The 19,215-nt window shown below is 58.9% G+C and carries 18 protein-coding genes; 15 read left to right on the forward strand and 3 right to left on the reverse strand.

Features of this window, described 5'->3' with window-relative positions; translation table 11 throughout:
• Nucleotides 1-99: 99 nt before the first annotated feature.
• The 4 genes from NAT21_RS02810 (at nucleotide 100) to NAT21_RS02825 (ending at nucleotide 4,472) form a co-directional block, all read left to right on the forward strand.
• The gene (locus tag NAT21_RS02810) at nucleotides 100-693 is read left to right on the forward strand and encodes a Yip1 family protein (RefSeq protein ID WP_250935519.1); all 594 of its coding nucleotides are present in this window, start codon (nucleotides 100-102) and stop codon (nucleotides 691-693) included.
• A gap of 455 nt (nucleotides 694-1,148) precedes the next feature.
• Complete coding sequence (locus tag NAT21_RS02815) at nucleotides 1,149-2,636, forward strand: SulP family inorganic anion transporter (protein WP_250935520.1); 1,488 nt, start codon at nucleotides 1,149-1,151, stop codon at nucleotides 2,634-2,636.
• Nucleotides 2,637-2,650: 14 nt separating this feature from the next.
• On the forward strand, nucleotides 2,651-3,520 hold the full coding sequence (locus NAT21_RS02820) for a universal stress protein (RefSeq protein WP_250935521.1): 870 nt from the start codon (nucleotides 2,651-2,653) through the stop codon (nucleotides 3,518-3,520).
• Between the two features lie 130 nt (nucleotides 3,521-3,650).
• Nucleotides 3,651-4,472 (forward strand): undecaprenyl-diphosphate phosphatase, encoded by an 822-nt coding sequence (locus tag NAT21_RS02825; protein WP_250935522.1) that lies wholly within the window; start codon nucleotides 3,651-3,653, stop codon nucleotides 4,470-4,472.
• A 15-nt stretch (nucleotides 4,473-4,487) separates the two neighbouring features.
• On the opposite strand, the gene NAT21_RS02830 is transcribed toward NAT21_RS02825, so the two are convergent.
• Nucleotides 4,488-5,468 carry an acrylyl-CoA reductase family protein gene (locus NAT21_RS02830; protein ID WP_250935523.1) on the reverse strand — a complete coding sequence of 327 codons (981 nt, stop codon included), beginning with the start codon at nucleotides 5,466-5,468 and terminating at the stop codon, nucleotides 4,488-4,490.
• A gap of 165 nt (nucleotides 5,469-5,633) precedes the next feature.
• Between NAT21_RS02830 and NAT21_RS02835 the strand changes: the two genes are divergently transcribed.
• The 4 genes from NAT21_RS02835 to glnE all read left to right on the forward strand — a co-directional run bounded on the left by NAT21_RS02835 (nucleotide 5,634) and on the right by glnE (nucleotide 10,179).
• On the forward strand, nucleotides 5,634-6,008 hold the full coding sequence (locus NAT21_RS02835; protein ID WP_250937963.1) for a diacylglycerol kinase: 375 nt from the start codon (nucleotides 5,634-5,636) through the stop codon (nucleotides 6,006-6,008).
• 125 nt (nucleotides 6,009-6,133) lie between these two features.
• Nucleotides 6,134-6,637: a thiol peroxidase gene (tpx, locus tag NAT21_RS02840; protein ID WP_250935524.1), complete on the forward strand. Its 504-nt coding sequence runs from the start codon at nucleotides 6,134-6,136 to the stop codon at nucleotides 6,635-6,637.
• A gap of 73 nt (nucleotides 6,638-6,710) precedes the next feature.
• On the forward strand, nucleotides 6,711-7,142 hold the full coding sequence (locus NAT21_RS02845; protein WP_250935525.1) for an OsmC family protein: 432 nt from the start codon (nucleotides 6,711-6,713) through the stop codon (nucleotides 7,140-7,142).
• A 151-nt stretch (nucleotides 7,143-7,293) separates the two neighbouring features.
• Nucleotides 7,294-10,179, forward strand: coding sequence for a bifunctional [glutamate--ammonia ligase]-adenylyl-L-tyrosine phosphorylase/[glutamate--ammonia-ligase] adenylyltransferase (glnE, locus tag NAT21_RS02850; protein WP_250935526.1), 2,886 nt, complete (start codon nucleotides 7,294-7,296; stop codon nucleotides 10,177-10,179).
• Between the two features lie 52 nt (nucleotides 10,180-10,231).
• Here glnE and trhO read toward each other — a convergent pair whose 3' ends face one another.
• A complete protein-coding gene (gene trhO, locus NAT21_RS02855) occupies nucleotides 10,232-11,155 on the reverse strand; it encodes an oxygen-dependent tRNA uridine(34) hydroxylase TrhO (RefSeq protein ID WP_250935527.1) in 924 nt (307 codons plus the stop codon).
• A gap of 214 nt (nucleotides 11,156-11,369) precedes the next feature.
• On the opposite strand from trhO, the gene NAT21_RS02860 reads away from it, so the two are divergent.
• From NAT21_RS02860 to NAT21_RS02875, 4 genes are all read left to right on the forward strand, one after another.
• Nucleotides 11,370-11,525, forward strand: coding sequence for a hypothetical protein (locus tag NAT21_RS02860; protein WP_250935528.1), 156 nt, complete (start codon nucleotides 11,370-11,372; stop codon nucleotides 11,523-11,525).
• A 174-nt stretch (nucleotides 11,526-11,699) separates the two neighbouring features.
• A complete protein-coding gene (gene dgcN / locus NAT21_RS02865) occupies nucleotides 11,700-12,701 on the forward strand; it encodes an N-acetyltransferase DgcN (RefSeq protein ID WP_250935529.1) in 1,002 nt (333 codons plus the stop codon).
• Complete coding sequence (gene dgcA, locus NAT21_RS02870) at nucleotides 12,695-13,675, forward strand: N-acetyl-D-Glu racemase DgcA (protein WP_250935530.1); 981 nt, start codon at nucleotides 12,695-12,697, stop codon at nucleotides 13,673-13,675. Before dgcN ends, dgcA begins: the two co-directional genes overlap by 7 nt.
• Before the next feature lie 32 nt (nucleotides 13,676-13,707).
• Complete coding sequence (locus tag NAT21_RS02875; protein WP_250935531.1) at nucleotides 13,708-14,565, forward strand: D-amino-acid transaminase; 858 nt, start codon at nucleotides 13,708-13,710, stop codon at nucleotides 14,563-14,565.
• Nucleotides 14,566-14,588: 23 nt separating this feature from the next.
• Here the strand turns inward: NAT21_RS02875 and NAT21_RS02880 are convergent, their stop codons facing one another.
• The gene (locus NAT21_RS02880) at nucleotides 14,589-15,113 is read right to left on the reverse strand and encodes a hypothetical protein (RefSeq protein WP_250935532.1); all 525 of its coding nucleotides are present in this window, start codon (nucleotides 15,111-15,113) and stop codon (nucleotides 14,589-14,591) included.
• 336 nt (nucleotides 15,114-15,449) lie between these two features.
• On the opposite strand from NAT21_RS02880, the gene NAT21_RS02885 reads away from it, so the two are divergent.
• The 3 genes from NAT21_RS02885 to NAT21_RS02895 are packed head-to-tail and all read left to right on the forward strand — an operon-like array spanning nucleotide 15,450 to nucleotide 19,214.
• Nucleotides 15,450-16,514, forward strand: a complete 1,065-nt coding sequence (locus NAT21_RS02885) for a TAXI family TRAP transporter solute-binding subunit (RefSeq protein ID WP_250935533.1) — start codon at nucleotides 15,450-15,452, stop codon at nucleotides 16,512-16,514.
• Nucleotides 16,515-16,520: 6 nt separating this feature from the next.
• Nucleotides 16,521-17,030, forward strand: coding sequence for a DUF1850 domain-containing protein (locus NAT21_RS02890; protein ID WP_250935534.1), 510 nt, complete (start codon nucleotides 16,521-16,523; stop codon nucleotides 17,028-17,030).
• Between the two features lie 27 nt (nucleotides 17,031-17,057).
• A complete protein-coding gene (locus NAT21_RS02895; RefSeq protein WP_250935535.1) occupies nucleotides 17,058-19,214 on the forward strand; it encodes a TRAP transporter permease in 2,157 nt (718 codons plus the stop codon).
• Nucleotide 19,215: the final 1 nt, after the last annotated feature.

Below are 19,215 nucleotides of genomic sequence, written 5' to 3' on the forward strand. Positions count from 1 at the left end.
CTTTCCGTCAGGACGTTCTATACTTTTCGGCACGGTCGCGGTGCGGTCAGAGGGCGTTTGCCGTGCGGGGCGGTCGTAACAACCTGCAGGGGGTGTCTCATGATTCATCATGTCTGGGGTTTGCTGGCCCATCCAAATCAGGAGTGGCGTCAGATAGAGCATGAAGGCGATTCCGTCACTCAGCTGTATGTCAGCCATGTGCTGATCATGGCGCTGATTCCTGTCGTCTGTTCACTGATCGGTACGACTACGGTCGGATGGAATTTCGGCGAGGGGGGCGCAGTGGCGTTAAGCATGGGCAGTGCCATTGCCCTGGCCGTCACCTTTTACCTGGCCATACTGCTGGCCGTCGCATTCATGGGTACAGTGCTTCACTGGAGCGCCCGTCATTTTCCAACCCGTCCAACCCGCAACCGGTGTATTGTCTTTGCCGGTTATGTCGCGACCCCGATGTTTGTCGCCGGTGTCGTGGCGCTGTATCCGATCGTATGGTTGTGTTCTCTGGCCGTCGTCGTCGGGCTTTGTTATTCCGCCTATCTGCTGTATGTCGGCCTGCCGGCCTTTTTCAACATCACCCGCAAGGAAAGCATGCTGGTATTCAGCACGACCATGGCAGTGGGCGTACTGGTGCTGGAAGCGCTGCTGGCGCTGACCGTCGTTCTTTGGGGGTATGGGGCCGCGATGATTTCCTGAGCATGAGGTGGGTCATGAAAGCCTCGGTGTACCGGGGCTTTTTCATGGGTGAGATGGCAGGGACGGGGCACTGATTGACAGGTACCAAAGGCAGAAACCGCCTGCAACCGGTATCCCGGGGGAGGAAATCCGGAATGCACTCGGCCGGCAGGGCTGATAGACTGTGCGCCGGTTTGAAACGACTGTCTTTCAGGCCTCGGCAACCTTCCAGAACGGATCTGCTTCTATGCCCTTTCGCGTCACAGTGACATCCGGCCGGCCCGTGCCGCCCTAGCGCTTTCCCCCCCTCTGGGAAGCGAGTGCCTCCCGGTGCTTTTTGTCGTCCTGTAATGCGGGCACGACGTCTCCTTGTGTAGTAACGTCCAACGCAACGCTGCAATACTCGTGACCTGGCTCCTTCATGGTGCGAGCGGTCGGACTACACGGCTATAAATCAAATAATCCGGATAGAAACAATGATTGGCTCATTAAAACAACATTGGTTTTCCAATGTGCGTAATGACGTGCTTTCGGGTCTTGTCGTCGCACTGGCCTTGATCCCTGAAGCGATCGCATTTTCCATTATTGCAGGCGTTGATCCCAAGGTGGGCCTGTACGCGTCCTTCTCCATGGCGGTCGTGATCGCCATTACCGGCGGTCGGCCCGCCATGATTTCCGCGGCGACAGGCGCAATGGCGCTGCTGATGGTCACGCTGGTGCGCGACCATGGCCTTCAGTACCTGTTTGCGGCAACCCTTCTGACCGGGGTCATTCAGATTCTGGCCGGATACCTTAAGCTCGGACGGCTGATGCGGTTTGTGTCCCGCTCGGTGGTGACGGGGTTTGTCAATGCGCTGGCGATTCTGATTTTCATGGCGCAGCTGCCGGAGCTGACTGATGTGCCGGTCACGGTATATTGGATGACCGCGGCCGGACTCGGGATTATCTATCTGTTTCCCTACCTGCCCAAAATCGGCAAGGTCATTCCGTCTCCCATGGTGTGCATTGTGGTGCTGACGGTTCTGGCGGCGGTGATGGGCATGGATATTCGCCAGGTGGGCGATATGGGTGAGCTGCCGGACAGCCTGCCGACCTTCCTGATTCCTGACGTTCCGTTCAATCTTGAAACGCTGCTCATCATTCTTCCGTATTCGCTGACCATGGCGATGGTAGGCCTTCTGGAATCCATGATGACGGCTACTATCGTGGATGACCTGACAGATACCGGCAGTGACAAGAACCGTGAATGCCGCGGGCAGGGCATTGCCAATATCGCCACAGGATTCATCGGCGGCATGGCAGGCTGCGGGATGATCGGTCAGACCGTGATCAATGTGAAATCCGGGGGGCGCACCCGCCTTTCTACGATGGTGGCTGGTGTCGGTCTGCTGATTCTGGTGGTGTTTCTGGGCCCCTGGGTGTCGATGATTCCGATGGCAGCGCTGGTGGCGGTCATGATCATGGTATCCATCGGTACCTTCGACTGGGGCTCCATTCGGGATATTCCCAAAAAACCATGGACGACCAACGTGGTCATGCTCGCCACGGTAGCGGTGGTGGTCGCCACGCATAACCTGGCCATCGGCGTCATCGTCGGGACGCTGCTGGCTGCGATGTTCTTTGCCAACAAGATTGCACGTTACCTCAGTGTGACATCCACGCTGGATGACGATGGCGAGACGCGGCATTATCAGGTACGCGGCCAGGTATTTTTTGCCTCGACCGAAGCATTTACCGCCGAGTTTGATTTCAAGGAGTCGCTGTCACGGGTCAATATCGATGTCAGTCAGGCCCATTTCTGGGATATTTCTGCCGTGGATGCTCTGGATAACGTCGTGCTTAAATTCCGCCGGGAAGGCAATGATGTCACGGTCGTTGGGCTCAACAAGGCCAGCCAGACCCTGGTTGATCGACTGGGCACTCACGATAAACCCGATGCACTCGACAAACCCATGGAACACTGAAGAAGGCGTCTTTCATGTCTGAACAGATCATGGCCTGCATTGACGGGTCCCGTTTTGCTGAACTGGTATGCCATTACGCCTGCTGGGCCGGCAACGAACTGTCAGCGCCGCTGACCTTCCTGCATGTACTTGATCGTGAACGTCAGGCCATTGATGGCTCCGATCACAGCGGCAATATCGGGCTGGGTGCCCGTGAGCAGCTGCTGAGCCATCTGGTGTCGCTGGATGAGCAGCGGGCGAAGGTGGCACGTGAACAGGGCAAGCTGATGCTGGCCGCTGCCGTGGACCTGGCACGTGCCGATGGTGTCGAGACGGTGAGCTCGCTGCAGCGTCACGGGGAGCTGGTGGAAACGCTCAGTGAGCTTGAGCAGAACGTTCGCCTGATGGTGGTGGGCAAGCGTGGTGAAGATGCCCATCCCACATCGGCCAGTGGCCATCTGGGTTCCAATCTGGAGCGGGTGCTGCGTGCCGTGCATCGCCCGGTGCTGATTGCCACGGGGGATGCGTTCAAGGCCCCGAAGGAAATCATGTTTGCCTTTGATAACAGCGCATCGACCCGCAAGGGAATTCAGAAACTGGCCGCGAGCCCGCTGTTTCGCAATGCCCGGGTACATGTGGTAACCGTGGGTGTGGATTCGGAGGCTGCGCGGAAGGGGCTGCCCTGGGTTGAACAGGTGTTGAGCGCCGCCGACATCCGTACTACCTGTGCCGTGCGGGAAGGCGATGACATCGAGTCGGTGCTGACCCGCTACGTCGAGGACAATGCCATCGACATGACGGTCATGGGGGCCTACGGACATTCCAGGATCCGTCACCTCCTGGTGGGCAGCACCACAACCACCATGATTCAGCGGACCAAGATTCCGCTGCTTGTGCTGCGTTAGACCTGTAGTAATGAGTAAAAGCGCTCCGGTCCTGTGCCGTGAGCGCTTTTTTTATTTTTGAACTGAATAAAATCTTAAGGCTGTAGTCATAACCTGCTCCTGAACATATATGACCAACGGAGCACAACGCATGACACTGGATACCCTGCACCTCGTCAAGGCGCTTATTCTGGGCATTGTCGAGGGCGTAACCGAATTTCTGCCGGTATCCAGTACTGGCCATTTGATTCTGGCCGGGCAGTTGCTGAACTTTGATGCCGGCAGTAACAAGGTCTTCGATGTGGTGATTCAGCTGGGTTCCATTCTGGCCATTCTCTGGGTGTATCATCAGCGGCTGATTACCACGTGCCGCGGCGCTATCCAGCGTGATCCGGTCTCTCTCAGGTTCATTCGCAATGTCATTATCGGCTTTGTGCCTTCGGCCGTGATCGGGTTCTTGTTCATCGACCAGATTCAGGCCGTGCTGTTCAGGCCGACGGTGGTCGCCACCATGCTGGTGATTGGCGGTGTCGTGATCATTCTGACCGAACGCTTTGCCACGCGGAGAACGACGGAAGATGCGGCCGACATGCACTGGCGACAGGCGCTGGCGGTCGGGGTCGCGCAGTGTTTTGCCGTCATTCCGGGGACGTCTCGCTCCGGGTCGACCATTGTCGGGGGGATACTGTCGAAAATGTCCCGCAAGGCAGCCACCGAATATTCGTTCTTTCTGGCTATCCCGACGATGCTTGGTGCCACTACGCTGGATCTGATCAAGTATCACAGCGGCCTTACCACCAATGACATGGCTGCCATTGTGGTCGGGCTGATTTCTGCCTTCATCAGTGCGCTGGTGGTAGTACGCCTGCTGGTACGGTTTGTTGAGTCCCGCTCGCTGTCGGTCTTCGGCTGGTACCGCATCCTGTTCGGGGGCGCACTGCTGCTCGCCCCCATGCTGCATCTTTCCTGGTAGAAGATGCTGACGCGGCTACGCCTGCCCCGGGTTGACCAAGTAGCGGCCCAGGGTTTCACCGTCGATCATGCGGCGGGCCGTGGGAGCGAGTTCCTCAAGCGATAGCGTGCCGGCATGCAGCGGCTGATAAAGTGAGGCGTCAACGCCTGCCAGACGCTGCCAGATGCCCTGACGCTGTTCGAAGGGGACCGACACGCTGTTGATGCCCAGCAGGGATACACCGCGAAGAATGAAGGGGGCCACAGTCATGTTGAGTTCCATGCCGCCGGCCAGGCCCACGGCCGCCACCGCGCCATTGTCCTTTATTCTGGACAGCAGGGCCGACAGGGTTACGCCGCCCACGGTATCCACGCCGCCTGCCCAGCGGGCCTTGTCCAGTGGCCGGCATTTCTCGGTGAAGCCGTGCCGGTCGATCACCTCGGTAGCGCCCAGTGCCTTCAGTAATTCGTGCTGCGAGGCCTTGCCGGTCACGGCATGTACGTCAAAACCTGCCTGAGCCAGTAACAGAACGGCCCACTGCCCGACGCCGCCGGTGGCACCGGTGACTATCATCGGGCCGTCAGCCGGCGTTACTCCGGCGTGCTCAAGCGCTGTCAGCGCCTGCATGGCCGTAAAACCGGCAGTGCCGGCCAGCATGGCATTTTCGGGTGACAGTGTATCGGGGCAATGCACCAGCCAGTCGCCCTTGAAGCACTGGCAGGTGGTAAATCCACCGCTGTGCTGCTCGCCAATCCCCCAGCCTGTCGCGATGATGCGATCACCGGGCGCGAAGCGCTCATCCCGGCTTTCCCTGACAATACCCGTGGCATCGACGCCGCCAATCAGCGGGTACTGGCGAATGATGCGTCCTTCGCCGGTGAGGGCCAGTGCATCCTTGTAATTCAGTCCGGAGTATTCGATATCCACCACGACCTCACCCTGGGCAGGAGAGGGCGTATCCGGGTGGGTCAGCCGAAGGCGGGGTTCATCTTCGTGGATCATCATGGCGCGAGACATGGGGTTCTCCATCGGTAGCCTGTGTAACTGCTCAACGACACGACAATAGTCTATTGAGGCGGGCCTCTGCTAGGATGGTTCAAGCTGCGTACGCCATTTTCTGTTGTTACAGGGATGGACTGCGCTGTATTCATTCCTATTGCCGTGATTCATGCCATGCCTTCAATGAAACCCCAACACACCGGTTTTGGCCGTTTATTGCACTCTACGCGTTACTCCCTGCAGGGGCTGGCCGCGGGCTGGCGCCACGAAGCGGCGCTTCGTCTCGAGCTTGTGCTGCTGGCGGTGCTGTTTCCGCTGTCCTTCTGGATCGGTCGCACACCTACGGAGTGGATGCTGCTGATGGCCAGTGCCCTGTTTGTGATTTCCGTCGAGCTTTTGAACTCTGCCATCGAAACCGTGGTGGACCGTATCGGGCTTGAAAAGCATGAACTGTCCGGCCGGGCCAAGGATCTGGGGTCGGCGGCGGTACTGACCTCTTCCCTGCTGGCAGGGCTGGTCTGGGGCGGGTTGCTGCTGGTGCGTCTGGGCTGGGTCTAGGCCCTGTAGTGCGAACCTGTTGCGATCGGTACTGGCGAGGTGCCGTCTGCCTGTGCCACGCTTGATGTCCGACCCATCGGTCGATCCATTACCAACGGGGCACCATGCCCTCAGGGGAGCATGAAATGAGTCAGGTAAAACTGGGCGATACAGATGTCAGTGTAAAAGGTCATTTCCCGGAAAAGGGCGAGCAGGTCTCGGATTTCACCCTGACCGGTCAGGACCTTGCCGAAGTATCGCTGGCTGACTTCGAGGGGCAGCGCAAGGTCATTTCCATTATCCCGAGCGTGGATACCGGAGTGTGTGCTACCTCGACGCGGACCTTCAATCAGAAGGCTTCCTCGCTTGCTGATACCGTCGTGCTGGTGGTATCTGCCGATCTTCCCTTTGCGGCAGCCCGCTTTTGCGGTGCCGAAGGGCTTGAGAACGTGAAGACGTTATCGACGTTTCGCCATCCCGAATTTGCTGAACACCATGGTGTGCTCATTGCCGATGGCCCGATGACGGGGCTGTGTGCGCGTGGTGTGATCGTTCTCGATGAAAAAAATACCGTGCTCTATAGCGAATTATGCCCGCAGATCAAGGCCGAGCCCGGCTATGAAGATGCCCTGGCGGCTCTCAACGGCTAGTCGGACTGGCGAACGCGGCGCATTTGGCTACGCTTTACAGGTTACTTGATACCGGATACTTCACGGAGGAAGCATGAGCATCAAGAAATCAGGATCTGCACACTGGCAGGGCAGTCTCAAGAAGGGCAAGGGAACCGTCTCCACCGAAAGCGGTGCGATGAAGGACAATCCCTACGGCTTCAATACCCGCTTTGAAGGCCAGCCCGGTACCAACCCGGAAGAGCTGATCGGTGCGGCCCACGCCAGCTGTTACTCCATGGCCCTGTCGATGATTCTGGGTGAATCCTCGCTCGAGCCGGAAAGCATCAAGACCAAGGCGACGGTGACGCTCGAACAGCAGGATGATGGCTTTACCATCACGGCAGTGCATCTTGACACCGAGGCCAGCGTGCCCGGCGCCAGTGAAGATGACTTCAAGGCCGCGGCTGACAAGGCCAAGGCCGGGTGCCCTGTATCGAAACTGTTCAATGCCGATATCACTCTGGACGCGCGTCTGGTGTCGTGATCATCACAAGGCATTTCAAAAACGCCCCACCTTGTCGGGGCGTTTTTTTATGCCGGATCATCAGGTAGCGTGGTAAAAGGAACATACAAAAGGGTATGTCTGTCCAGCCCGGATAGATGGACGCGCTTGGATTTCATATCAGGAGGACAGAATGTCGGATGCCGAGTTGCAGGCACGTCTGGAACAGGACGTTGATGCGGTCATGGATGCCTTGCCTTCCGAGATAGATGCCTGGCTGCCTCGCACTCAGCGAACGGCATTGAAGCAGGTCGCTGTCCTGTCCCCCTGGGTGGCCGATCATATACGGCGTGAACCGGATCTGCTTCGCGTGCTGGGGGAGACCGGTGAGTGGGAAGCTCCTCTTTCCCGTGATGCCATGACTGCCCGACTGTCTGATGCGCTCGAGCAGGCAAGCGACGAGCCCGGGCTTCATCGCGTGCTGCGCCGGTTTCGCCGTGAGCGCCAGATCGGCATCATCTGGCGGGATCTGGCCGGTGAGGCCGGTGCCTGGGCTACCGGCGAGGCCATGACGACGCTGGCCGAAGTCTGTCTCGAGCAGGCGCTGACATGGCTTGAGCAGCTCTGTGTACCTCGCTGGGGGCGACCCCAGGCCGATGAGTCGGGGGAGCGGCCTCGGCTGGTGGTGCTGGGCATGGGCAAGTTTGGCGCCGGCGAACTCAACCTCTCCTCCGACATTGACCTGATCTTTGCCTTTGAGCACCGCGGCACTACCGAAGGTGGTCGCCGTCAGCTGGATCATCAGGAATACTTTACTCGCATGGGGCAAAAGCTGATCGCCGCACTGGACCAGGTGACCGCCGATGGCTTTGTGTTTCGGGTGGACATGCGCCTGCGCCCGCTGGGCGAAGGCGGCCCGTTGGTCAATCCTTTCAGCACCACGGCCAGTTACTACCAGGATCAGGGGCGAGAGTGGGAGCGCTATGCCCTGCTCAAGGCCCGCCCGGTCGCCGGCGATCTGGCCGCCGGCGAGCGTCTTTTGATGATGCTGAAACCCTTTGTATACCGCAGGTACATCGATTTCGGCGCCATCGCCTCGCTCCGGGAAATGAAGGCATTGATCAACCGTGAGGTACGGCGGCGCAATATCGGCGATAACATCAAGCTGGGGCGTGGCGGAATTCGGGAAGTCGAGTTTATCGTTCAGGCCTTCCAGCTGATTCGTGGCGGACGGGATACCCGCCTGCAGACCCCCTCTCTTCATGATGCCCTGAGCCAGCTGGCCGCGCTTGAGCTACTGCCCGAGGCCGTGATGACCGAACTGACACGGGATTATGTGTTTCTGCGTAATGCCGAGCATGCCCTGCAGGCCCAGCAGGACAAGCAGACCCAGACCCTGCCGGAGGATGATCTGGCCCGATTGCGTCTGGCCCGCGCGATGAAGTGTCCTGACTGGCGCGCCTTTCTGGCGGCACTGGACGAGGTCCGTACTCGAGTGCGCCATCACTTTGATGCCGTCGTCGCCGCGCCTGATGACGAGGAGCACGAGCACGAGGACAGTGATATTCCGCTCGACCAGTGGCGCGCGTTGTGGGAAGAAAGTCTGGAGGAGGAGGAGGCCCGGTCACTGTTGTTGCGCAGTGGCTTCGAGGATCCGGCCAATGGTGTGCACCGTCTGAATCGCCTGCGTCGTTCCCGTGCCGTGATCAATATGCAGCGCGTGGCCTTTGAGCGACTGGATGCCATGATGCCGGCCCTGCTGGCTCAGGTGGCGGCGACCGATGCGCCTTCCAGCACGCTGGAGCGTGTGCTGCCCCTGGTGGAATCGGTACTTCGACGCACGGCTTACCTGTCGTTGCTGCGTGAAAACCCGGATGCCCTCAATCACTTTGTTCGGCTGTGTGCTGCGAGCCCCTGGATTGCGGAGCAGATTGCGCGTCATCCGATGCTGCTTGATGAGATGTTGTCACCGGCGCTATTGACCAGTCGGCCGAGCCGAACCTCGCTGGAGCATGAGTTGCGTCAGAGTCTGGCGCGTATCCCTGCCGAGGATGAAGAGGCGCTGCTGGAAGCGCTGCGCCATTTCCGACATGCCCGGGTATTGCACGTCGCTGCCGGAGACGTGGCCGGGGTACACGGCATAATGAATGTCAGCGACAGCCTGACCGATATCGCCGAAGTGGTGCTTGAGGCGGTCATTCAGATGGCCTGGCGCAGCCTGATTCAAAAGCATGGTGTGCCGACTGGCCACGAGGGTGGGCCACGCTTTGCCGTGATCGGTTATGGCAAGCTGGGGGGAATCGAGCTGGGGTATGGCTCGGATCTTGATCTGGTGTTTCTGTTCGAGCCGTCGCTTCGACCGGAAACACCCGGGCCGCGAGTCATCGACTCCCCCGTGTTCTTTACGCGTCTCGGACAGCGGATCATTCATCTGCTGACGGCCATTACGCCGGCCGGGGCGCTTTATGAAGTGGATATGCGGTTGCGGCCATCGGGCAATTCCGGGCTGCTGGTATCTACCTTCGATGCCTTTGCCGAATATCAGCGTCAGCAGGCCTGGACCTGGGAGCACCAGGCGCTGGTGCGGGCACGTCCGGTGGCCGGACATCGAGAGCTCTTTGAGCGTTTTGATGGCCTGCGGCGGGAAATACTGTCGACGTCGCGTGATCTTCCTGCGCTGCGTCGCTCAGTGGTTGAAATGCGTCACAAGATGCGGACGCATCTGGCGGGCAGCAGCAAGGACCAGGCAGAAGGGCGTTTTCACCTCAAGCAGGACCCGGGGGGGCTGGTCGATATCGAGTTCCTGAATCAGTATGCCGTGCTGGCCCTGAGCCATGAGAGTGAAGCGCTGCTGACCTACACCGACAATATACGGCTGATCGAAACGCTGGAGTCCTGTGGTCAGATTTCGCAGGAGGAAGCGGCGATATTGCGCGATGCCTATCTGGCTTACCGGGCAGAAACGCATCGCCAGGCGCTGTCAAAGGCCGGTGAAATGACATCCAGTGAAGGCTTTGATGAGCACCGTCGAGCCGTCGCCCGGCTGTGGCAGCGCTGGATGGAGCCGGACAACGTATGACCTGTATTGAAAAGGGCCCCGGCAGGGGCCCTTTTTCTGATGCGGGCAGGTATCAGCCCTGAGTGCGGCCGATCGGGTGCGGCTCATTGCGCTGGCGTGCAAGATCAATCTGCTTCTGGCGTTCGCGGGCGCGTTCACGGCTGCTTTCCGGCAGGCTGTCCCAGCAGTGGGGGCAGCTGATGCCCGGAAGATAGTGCTCGCTTTGCTGGTCCTCTACTGAAATCGGCATTCGGCAGGCGTGGCACTGCTCGAATTCTCCCTCACTCAGGTCATGCTTGACCGTCACTCGGTTATCAAACACAAAGCAGTCGCCGTTCCAGCGTGACTCTTCCTGGGGCACCTCTTCGAGGTATTTAAGGATGCCCCCCTTGAGGTGGTAAACCTCATCAAACCCTTCGCCCAGCATATAGCTCGAGGCCTTTTCGCAGCGAATGCCGCCGGTACAGAACATGGCGACCTTCTTGTGCTTTTCCGGGTCGTAATGCGCCTTCACGTAGTCGGGGAATTCGCGAAAGGTTTTGGTCTGCGGGTTCACGGCACCTTCAAATGACCCGATGGATACTTCGTAGTCATTGCGCGTATCGATCACCAGTACCTCGGGATCGGCAATGATGTCATTCCATTCATGGGCATCGACATAGGTGCCCACCCGACGGTTGGGGTCAATCTGTGGCACGCCCATGGTGACGATTTCCTGCTTGAGCTTCACCTTGGTGCGATAAAAGGGCTGCTCGTCGCACGTGGATTCCTTGTGCTCCAGATCCGCCAGGCGCGGGTCGCTTCTGAGCCAGGCCAGTACGGCATCGATGCCGTTTCGCGTGCCGGCAATGGTGCCATTGATGCCTTCTTCGGCAAGCAGCAGCGTTCCCTTGACGTCATGTAACTTCATTTCCTCCAGAAGAGGGGCGCGCAGCGCGTTGAAATCCGGAAGGGTGACGAATTTATACATCGCCGCCACGATGACAGGTGAACTCATGAAATGTCTCCAGTGGTCATCCGCGTAAAGGACGGACCAGAACAGTGATCGATATGACCGGCCAGCTCGCCGGAGGGCCTAGTTTATCGGCCATGGGCGGTATGGCAAGCGGCGGCATGTCGCAGACATGTGGGCAGATGGGCGTGTATTGAACTTATGGATGAGCCTAGTATTATCAATATATAAAATAACATTTAATTCAGAAGGTTAAGTCATGTCATTTTTTGAATCCATGGGGGTTGTCATCCTCGCCATCATGGGGGTGTTCTCGATACTTGGTATTTTCATGGCACTGGTTTCCATGCCCTCGCCGGCTCGCGTTACCGCCCTGGTGCGTCGAATGGGAGCGGGGCTTTCTCGGCGGCGCTAGTACTGGCACCCCCGGGCGCAGGTTCCCTGTTTGGAGGGGAAATGCTTTTTCGGAACAGCCCTTTCCCGTGCTGCTTCGATCGGGCTATCTTCATGAGATGCCCTTCGGGTCTGGCTCGGGAAAGGCCCTTCACCGAACAAGAACGACAATGACATTGTTTCAGGAGCACTGAATATGCTGAAGACCCCGTACCTGTTGTTTCTGGGTGATGCGCCTGATCCGCTGGCTGCGAAGGTGGCGCAGGGGATCAGGGACTGGCGACCCGAGCATGCTCTCGGTCAGCTTCGACTCGAGGGATGTCAGGCAGATATGCGTCTGCCGGACATGACCATTGCGGAGGCCGTCGAACAGGGTGCGCGCACGCTGGTCATCGGGGTGGCCAATCGCGGTGGCGTGATCTCCGAGCGGTGGCTGGATGTGCTGGAACAGGCCATGGCCGCCGGTATGGATATCGCTTCCGGCCTGCACAACCTGCTGACCGATGAACCCCGCCTTGTCGATGCCGCTGCAAGGCATCAGGTGGCGCTTTTTGATGTGCGGGTGCCTCAGGTCAGCTATCCGATCGGTGATGGTAAAAAGCGGACAGGCAAGCGTTGCCTGCCGGTCGGTACCGATTGCTCGGTCGGCAAGATGTACACTGCGCTTGCCATCGACAAGGCACTCAAGGCCCGCAATGTACCTTCTGACTTCAGGGCTACCGGTCAGACCGGGATTCTGGTCACCGGGCAGGGGGTGCCTCTGGATGCCGTCGTGGCGGATTTCATGGCCGGCGCCGTAGAATGGCTGGCACCGGACAATACGCCGGAGCACTGGGATATCATTGAAGGTCAGGGCAGCCTGTATCATCCGTCCTTTTCCGGCGTGACCATGGCCCTGATCCACGGCGGCCAGCCGGATGCTCTGGTGCTGTGCCATGAGCCGACCCGCACCCATATGCGCGGATTGCCTCACTATGAATTACCGACCCTTGAGCAGCTCATGGCGGTGGCGCTGCCCCTGGCACGGATCGTCAATCCGGCGTGTCAGGTGATTGGTGTATCCGTCAATACTGCGGCCTTCAGCGATGAAGAGGCGACGGCCTATCTCGAGGAACTTGAGACGCGAATGAAGATGCCCTGTGTCGATCCGTTCCGGCATGGTGCCGCGCGATTGGCGGAGGCCCTGCTGGCATGCTGACAGTAACGGCCGAGGAAACGATCTTCCCGCTGGCTGAAGCATTTACCATCTCCCGTGGTTCGCGCACCCATGCGCGAGTGGTGACCGTGACCTTGAGTGACGGCACCCATACCGGACGCGGTGAGTGTGTTCCCTACGCTCGGTATGACGAGACGGTCGAAAGCGTCATCCACGACATCAACGGGCTGGCCGATGCCTTGAGGGCCGGGCTGGACCGCCATGGCCTTCAGCAGCGTCTGCCGCCCGGAGCCGCTCGAAATGCCGTGGACTGTGCCTTCTGGGATCTGGAAGCCAAACAGCAGGACCGGCCGGTCTGGCAGCTGGCGGGGCTGTCTGCACCCGGACCCGAAATCACCGCCTATACCCTGTCCCTTGAGCCTCCGGAGGTAATGTATGACAAGGCGCGTCGCCATGCTCACCGGCCCCTGTTGAAGCTGAAGCTGGGGGGCGAAGGGGATCTTGAGCGCCTGAGAGCAGTTCGGGAAGGCGCCCCTCATGCGCGTATCATCATCGATGCCAATGAGGGATGGCAGCTTGAGGATTATCAGCGTCTGGCGCCGGAGATGGTGGCGCTGGGTGTCGAGATGGTCGAGCAGCCTCTACCGGCAGGCGATGACGAATCGCTTGAACGGCTTGAGCGGTGGTTGCCGGTATGCGCCGATGAATCCTGTCATGACCGCGACTCGCTGGCTTCGCTTGCAGGGCGTTATGACATCGTCAATATCAAGCTGGACAAGACCGGTGGACTGACCGAAGCGCTGGGCCTGCGAGACGCGGCTCTGGCGGCGGGCTTCGAGGTCATGGTCGGGTGCATGGTTGGGTCATCGCTGTCGATGGCGCCGGCGTTGCTGGTCGCTCAGGGGGCCCGTGTGGTGGACCTTGATGGTCCGCTGCTTTTGGCCGAGGACCGGGCACATGGCATGCATTTTGATGCGCAGGGCATTCATCCCGCCGCTCGTGCGCTGTGGGGCTAGTGATTGATGACGGAACTACAAGGCTTGAAACCATGACACGCACTGTTTATGTCAACGGCGAGTACCTTGCCGAGGATCAGGCCACGGTATCGATTTTTGACCGTGGGTTTTTGATGGGCGACGCCGTTTATGAGGTATGTGCGGTGCTTGAAGGGCGACTGGTGGATACGCCAGGCCACTTTGCCAGGTTACGTCGCTCGATGACGGCCCTGTCGATGCCGGAGACGCTGGATAATGATGAACTGCTGCATGTTCATCAGGAACTGGTCCGGCGCAACGCACTCAGGGAAGGGCTTGTGTATCTTCAGCTCAGCCGGGGTGTGGCTGACCGGGACTTTGCCTATCCCGGTTCGGAAACGCCGCCCACCCTGGTTCTGTTTACCCAGGCGAAGGCCGTAATCGACAGCCCGCTGGCTCATCGAGGCGCGCACGTCATTACTCAGCCTGATCTGCGCTGGGGGCGTCGGGACATCAAGACCGTACAACTGCTGTATCCATCAATGGCCAAGATGGCGGCCAGAGCTGCCGGGGCCGATGATGCCTGGCTGGTCGAAAATGGTCTGGTCACGGAGGGCTCTTCCAGTAACGCCTTTATCGTGACCCGGGATGGACGGCTTGTCACCCGTGAGCTATCCAGCGATATTCTGCATGGCATTACCCGCGCTGCGGTGCTCCGGCTGGCCAGAGACGTCGGGCTGGTCATCGAGGAGCGTGCCTTTACGCCGGAAGAAGCCTGCATGGCGCAGGAAGCCTTCATGACCTCGGCCACTTCCATGGTGACGGCAGTGGTGTCCATTGATGGACAGGCGCTGGGCAATGGAAGGCCCGGCGCCGTTGCTGCACGGCTGCGGACCCTTTACATCGAGGAAAGCCTGAGGCAGGCAGAATAACCAAAGGGGGCCACCCCTCGGGCTCATTGTCTGGTTGAGTTGCTGACCAGGTTGCGTGATGTGCTTTCAGGGGTGGCCACAACGCCGGTTGAAATCTGATTCATCGGGCTGACAATGTACTTGGCCTTGATCTTCTGAAGTTCCTGCTGGTACTGGCTTTCATTGACCATACCCTTTTTGCGCCGGTCCTTGAGCCTGGCCGTTTCCTTGCTCTGTTGCTCCTGCAGCCAGGATTTTGTGGCCAGATAATTGGCCGAGGTGGCTGCGTTATAGCCGTTGGCCGGGTCCCAGAGCATCGATAGCGGCCACAGCGCGGTATTGAGCGCTGCTGCCCCGTAATTGCCCGTATACCAGGAACCGCCTCCGGGCAGCATGCCCAGAATGGCGCCGGAGTCCGGGTCCTTGACGACACGGGCCTGACCTCGTTCCTTGTAAATGGCGTACTCACGCTGCTGCTGCTCGCTCAGACCGGAAGCGCAGCCGGTAAGGCCGGCCGTCATCAGAAGCAGGCCAAGAATCGGCATCACGCGGATGAAATGCTTTGCCATGGAGAAAATCCAGTGTCATGTCGGGAAATGGACGGACATCTTGATAGGTCCGGTGAGGATCGTCACGAAGCAGTCAGGACGATTACTTCATGGATACTCATCTGGAGTAGAGGTTCATTTTAAAGCCGGGACGATAACGACACCAGCCCCCTCTATGCCCGAGAAGGGATAACAAGGCAGCCCAATTGTGGCAATTGGTTTCAGGATGCCGTCGTGAAGTTGCGCTATGTTAATTCTTATATTCGACTAAAGTAGCTTGTTATAGTCATGGCCTCTCCCCAGGGTGCGGGGTAGGCTGATTTACCATCACGACAATAAAATATCAGGGGTTGCACAATGGCGAACAAGACAGGCCTGACAGGCTGGGCGGTAGCAGGTGTATTGGCGGTGGCGCTTGCCGGCTGCGGAAGCGGTGATGACGACAAGAGTGCCGCTGGTGGAAGCAGCACCGAAGGTACGGCCGATACTGCTTCCGCCGATCAACAGGTTAAACCGGTCAATCTGATCTTTGGTACTGGCGGCACCTCCGGAAGTTATTACCCCATTGGCGGAGCGCTCAAGACGGTTTTCGAGGCCAGCGACTTGGTTGATAACGTACAGGTGGTATCGACCGGAGCATCCGTTCAAAACATCAATAACATTACCGATGGGCTGAACCAGATAGCGATCGTCATGAGTGACGTGGCCTACGATGCCATGAAGGGCACGGGACAGTTCGATGGACAGCCTGCCGATATCAAGGCACTGGCCGGCCTTTATCCCAACGTGGTTCAGCTGGTGGCCACGCGTGACAGTGGTATTGAAACCATTGCAGATCTGACAGGCAAGCGGGTCGGGGTCGGCAAGGTGGGGTCCGGTGTGGAGCAGAGTGCCCAGAAAGTACTTGAAGCAGCGAGCATCAAGGAAAGTGACCTTGCCAGGGTCAGTCACACCGGGTATGCCGACAGCGTGACGGAAATGAGTAACGGTAACCTGGACGCGGCCTTTTTCACTTCAGGCGTGCCCAACAGCAGCATTACCGGCCTGATGCAGTCCAGTGATATTGTTTTCGTGCCGGTGACCGGTGATGTCGCTGACCGCCTGCTTGAGAAGTATCCTTACTATCAGCAGTACACGATTCCTGCCAATGCTCCTGAGCGCTACAACCTGGGTGAGCAGGTCGATACGGTTGCCATCCGGAACATGCTGATTGTGCCGGCTGACATGAACGACAAGGTCGCCGGAGAGCTTGCCCACCGTTTCCATGATTACCTGGGCAGTGACAAGGTGTCCGTCGGTGCGTTGAAACAGGTTGATCCTGCTGAGCTTGATGCGAATCTGGTGCTGCCGGTTCATCCGGGCGCTCAGGCCTATTACGATACGCTGAAGGAGTCATCCGATCAGGACGACGCAGCGCAGTAATCCATCATGCGCCGCCTGAGTTTCTGGGTACTGGCTACGGCCATGAGCGTGCTGGTGCTGGCAATAATGCTGGTGCCGGTACAGATGGTGGTCGTTTCGCATCAGGGCACGCCCTGGCTTGCCTTTCATGCCGGGGAGGGCTCGACCTTCCAGGTTCGCTGGACTCATTCGGTCGAAAAGGAACCCTGGGAGGAAACGTTCAGGGTAGAAGGTCGGAGCCTGTATGTGATTTCGACGCGTTTCAAGACCTTCGGCGCCGGGGTTCCGGCTCAGGCGGGGGATCACACGACACTTGAAGATGGCTGGGTGGTGATGCGAGGCCTGCATCGTCGTGTCGACCCCCTGTATATCCAGGCCGCCCCACGGGAGCATTACCTGTTTCAACAGGCAGGTGACACCTGGTCGCTCGACGTGTCCGGGCGTGATGCGGTAATCCATATTCAGACAGTCAATGCCCCGCCCGGGCATTATCTGGCAGCACTGCTTCGGCCGCTGTGGTCACTTGAATCTTCCTGATGTTTCATTTCGGCAAGGAGCCGCTGCATGACATCTCCTTCACCACCAGCCGTTGATGAAGAGCTGGCAAAGAAAACCCTGGAGCAGCTTGATCGCGAGAGCGCGATTCGCCACGACCTGCCCCGTACGATTTCGAATATAGTCATGATATTGAGCGTCCTGCTGGCGCTCTTTCATCTATACACCTCCTTTTCCGGCCCGCTGGTGGATGTAGCGCAGCGCAGTATTCACCTGTATACGCTGCTGGGGCTGGCCTTTGTGCTTTATCCCGCCACGCGTCGCGGTGACCGTACCCGCCTGCCCTGGAGCGATGCCTTGCTGGCGGTACTGGCACTGGGTGTTGGTGTCTACATGCTGGTCGTTTCTGACCGTGTCATTGCCTCGGCTGGACGCATTACCAGTCTGGATATGGTCGTCGGGATAGTGGCCATTCTGCTGGTGATCGATGCTGCGCGTCGCGTTACCGGCTGGGGGCTGACCCTGCTGGCTGTCTTTTTTCTGGGCTATGGTATCTACGCCAAACTGTCGTTCTATCCGGCCCTCAATGAGAACATCGTGATGGCGGTGGGGCGTCAAATCGTATCGCATCTGGTGTTTATTACCGAGGGGTTGCTCGGGACGGCCATTGCCGTGTCAGCCAGCTATATCATGCTGTTCATTCTGTTCGGGGCCTTTCTCGGCAAGTCCGGCCTGGGCCAGCTGTTCAATGATCTGGCTCTGGCGGTGGCAGGGCATACTCGCGGTGGGCCGGCCAAGGTGGCAGTACTCGCCAGCGGCTTTCTTGGGTCCATCAACGGGTCGGCCATCGCCAACGTGGTGACCACCGGGGCCTTTACGATCCCATTGATGAAAAAAACCGGCTACAAGGCCAATTTTGCCGGTGCCGTCGAGGCATCGGCCAGCGTGGGGGGGCAGATTCTGCCACCCATCATGGGCGCGGCAGCGTTCATCATGGCGGAAGTTCTCTCTGTCCCCTACACCCAGGTCATACTGGCCGGCATTATTCCGGCCCTGCTTTATTACGCGGGCGTATTGTTCCAGGTGCATCTACGTGCTTCTCGCAACGGCCTGGAAGGTATTCCTCGCAGTGAACTGACGCCTGTACGTGAAGTGCTGGTGGCCCGAGGGCATCTTCTGGTGCCCATGGCCGTCCTGATGCTATTGCTGTTTCAGGGGCGCGCGCCTTTCTTTGCCGCCTTCTGGTCCATTGCCGCGACCATTCTGATCTGCGCGACTCCACGTGTATTGATCGGATTGTCGGCCATCCTGACTCTGCTCATCCTTGAGCCCCTGTGGCAGGCGGTGCTGGCGGGTCAGCCCTTGCCATCGTTTTCGACAGACCGGTGGTGGCTCTTTGCCTTTATCGTGGTGCCGGTGGTCATCAACCTGGTACGTGCCCGGCTCGGGCTAGTGGCTGAGGTGATGGATGTTCACGAATGTCGTGATGCCATGACCGAGGGGGTCAGAAACGCCATCCCTGTGGCGATTGCCTGTGGGGCTGTCGGGATTATCGTAGGGGTGGCTACCCTGACCGGGATTGCGCTTGAGGCGGCGGATGCAGTGGTTCAGCTGGGCAGCCATATTGCCTGGCCGATGCTTCAATTGATGGTGACGTTGATGCTGACCATGGTGGCATCCATCGTGCTCGGGATGGGGCTGCCCAGTATTCCTACCTACATCATTACCAGCACCATGGCGGCACCGATCCTGCTTAATCTGCCGCTGTTCCGTGAACTGGCGGGCAGCAGTGATACCGCCATGTTCGTGGCGCACATGTTCGTGTTCTATTTCGGTATTTTTGCCAATCTGACGCCCCCCGTAGCCCTGGCTGCCTATGCCGGTGCCGGGATCAGCGGCGGGTCACCAAATGCTACTGGCGTACAGGCCATGAAACTGGCGGTAGCCGGCTTCGTTGTTCCGTACATGTTTGTGTTCGCCCACAGCATGCTGATGATAGATGCCAGTGTGGTCTCCGTGATCTGGGTAGCGCTGAGTGGTCTGCTGGGTGTGTTGATGCTGGCCATCGCCGTGGAAGGGTATTTCAGGCGCGCACTGGGATGGGGCGGCCGGGTACTGGCCGCAATCGGCGCCCTGGCATTGATGTATCCCGGCTGGCCGACCGATATGCTGGGTATTGCTGTACTGGGTGGATTGTTTTTGATGGGTAAAAGGCAGCCTGGCTAGG

Origin of the sequence: Larsenimonas rhizosphaerae (genome assembly GCF_023700005.1) — a bacterium.
GTDB lineage: Bacteria > Pseudomonadota > Gammaproteobacteria > Pseudomonadales > Halomonadaceae > Larsenimonas > Larsenimonas rhizosphaerae.

Bases quoted from the DNA above. Each gene is read 5' to 3' on its own strand.
- trhO (WP_250935527.1), bottom strand. From the start codon at position 11,155: ATGAGTTCACCTGTCATCGTGGCGGCGATGTATAAATTCGTCACCCTT.
- NAT21_RS02820 (WP_250935521.1), top strand. From the start codon at position 2,651: ATGTCTGAACAGATCATGGCCTGCATTGACGGGTCCCGTTTTGCTGAA.
- dgcA (WP_250935530.1), top strand. From the start codon at position 12,695: ATGCTGACAGTAACGGCCGAGGAAACGATCTTCCCGCTGGCTGAAGCA.
- glnE (WP_250935526.1), top strand. From the start codon at position 7,294: ATGTCGGATGCCGAGTTGCAGGCACGTCTGGAACAGGACGTTGATGCG.
- NAT21_RS02815 (WP_250935520.1), top strand. From the start codon at position 1,149: ATGATTGGCTCATTAAAACAACATTGGTTTTCCAATGTGCGTAATGAC.
- NAT21_RS02860 (WP_250935528.1), top strand. From the start codon at position 11,370: ATGTCATTTTTTGAATCCATGGGGGTTGTCATCCTCGCCATCATGGGG.
- NAT21_RS02835 (WP_250937963.1), top strand. From the start codon at position 5,634: ATGAAACCCCAACACACCGGTTTTGGCCGTTTATTGCACTCTACGCGT.
- NAT21_RS02895 (WP_250935535.1), top strand. From the start codon at position 17,058: ATGACATCTCCTTCACCACCAGCCGTTGATGAAGAGCTGGCAAAGAAA.
- NAT21_RS02825 (WP_250935522.1), top strand. From the start codon at position 3,651: ATGACACTGGATACCCTGCACCTCGTCAAGGCGCTTATTCTGGGCATT.
- NAT21_RS02890 (WP_250935534.1), top strand. From the start codon at position 16,521: ATGCGCCGCCTGAGTTTCTGGGTACTGGCTACGGCCATGAGCGTGCTG.
- tpx (WP_250935524.1), top strand. From the start codon at position 6,134: ATGAGTCAGGTAAAACTGGGCGATACAGATGTCAGTGTAAAAGGTCAT.
- NAT21_RS02810 (WP_250935519.1), top strand. From the start codon at position 100: ATGATTCATCATGTCTGGGGTTTGCTGGCCCATCCAAATCAGGAGTGG.
- NAT21_RS02885 (WP_250935533.1), top strand. From the start codon at position 15,450: ATGGCGAACAAGACAGGCCTGACAGGCTGGGCGGTAGCAGGTGTATTG.
- NAT21_RS02845 (WP_250935525.1), top strand. From the start codon at position 6,711: ATGAGCATCAAGAAATCAGGATCTGCACACTGGCAGGGCAGTCTCAAG.
- NAT21_RS02880 (WP_250935532.1), bottom strand. From the start codon at position 15,113: ATGGCAAAGCATTTCATCCGCGTGATGCCGATTCTTGGCCTGCTTCTG.
- dgcN (WP_250935529.1), top strand. From the start codon at position 11,700: ATGCTGAAGACCCCGTACCTGTTGTTTCTGGGTGATGCGCCTGATCCG.
- NAT21_RS02830 (WP_250935523.1), bottom strand. From the start codon at position 5,468: ATGTCTCGCGCCATGATGATCCACGAAGATGAACCCCGCCTTCGGCTG.
- NAT21_RS02875 (WP_250935531.1), top strand. From the start codon at position 13,708: ATGACACGCACTGTTTATGTCAACGGCGAGTACCTTGCCGAGGATCAG.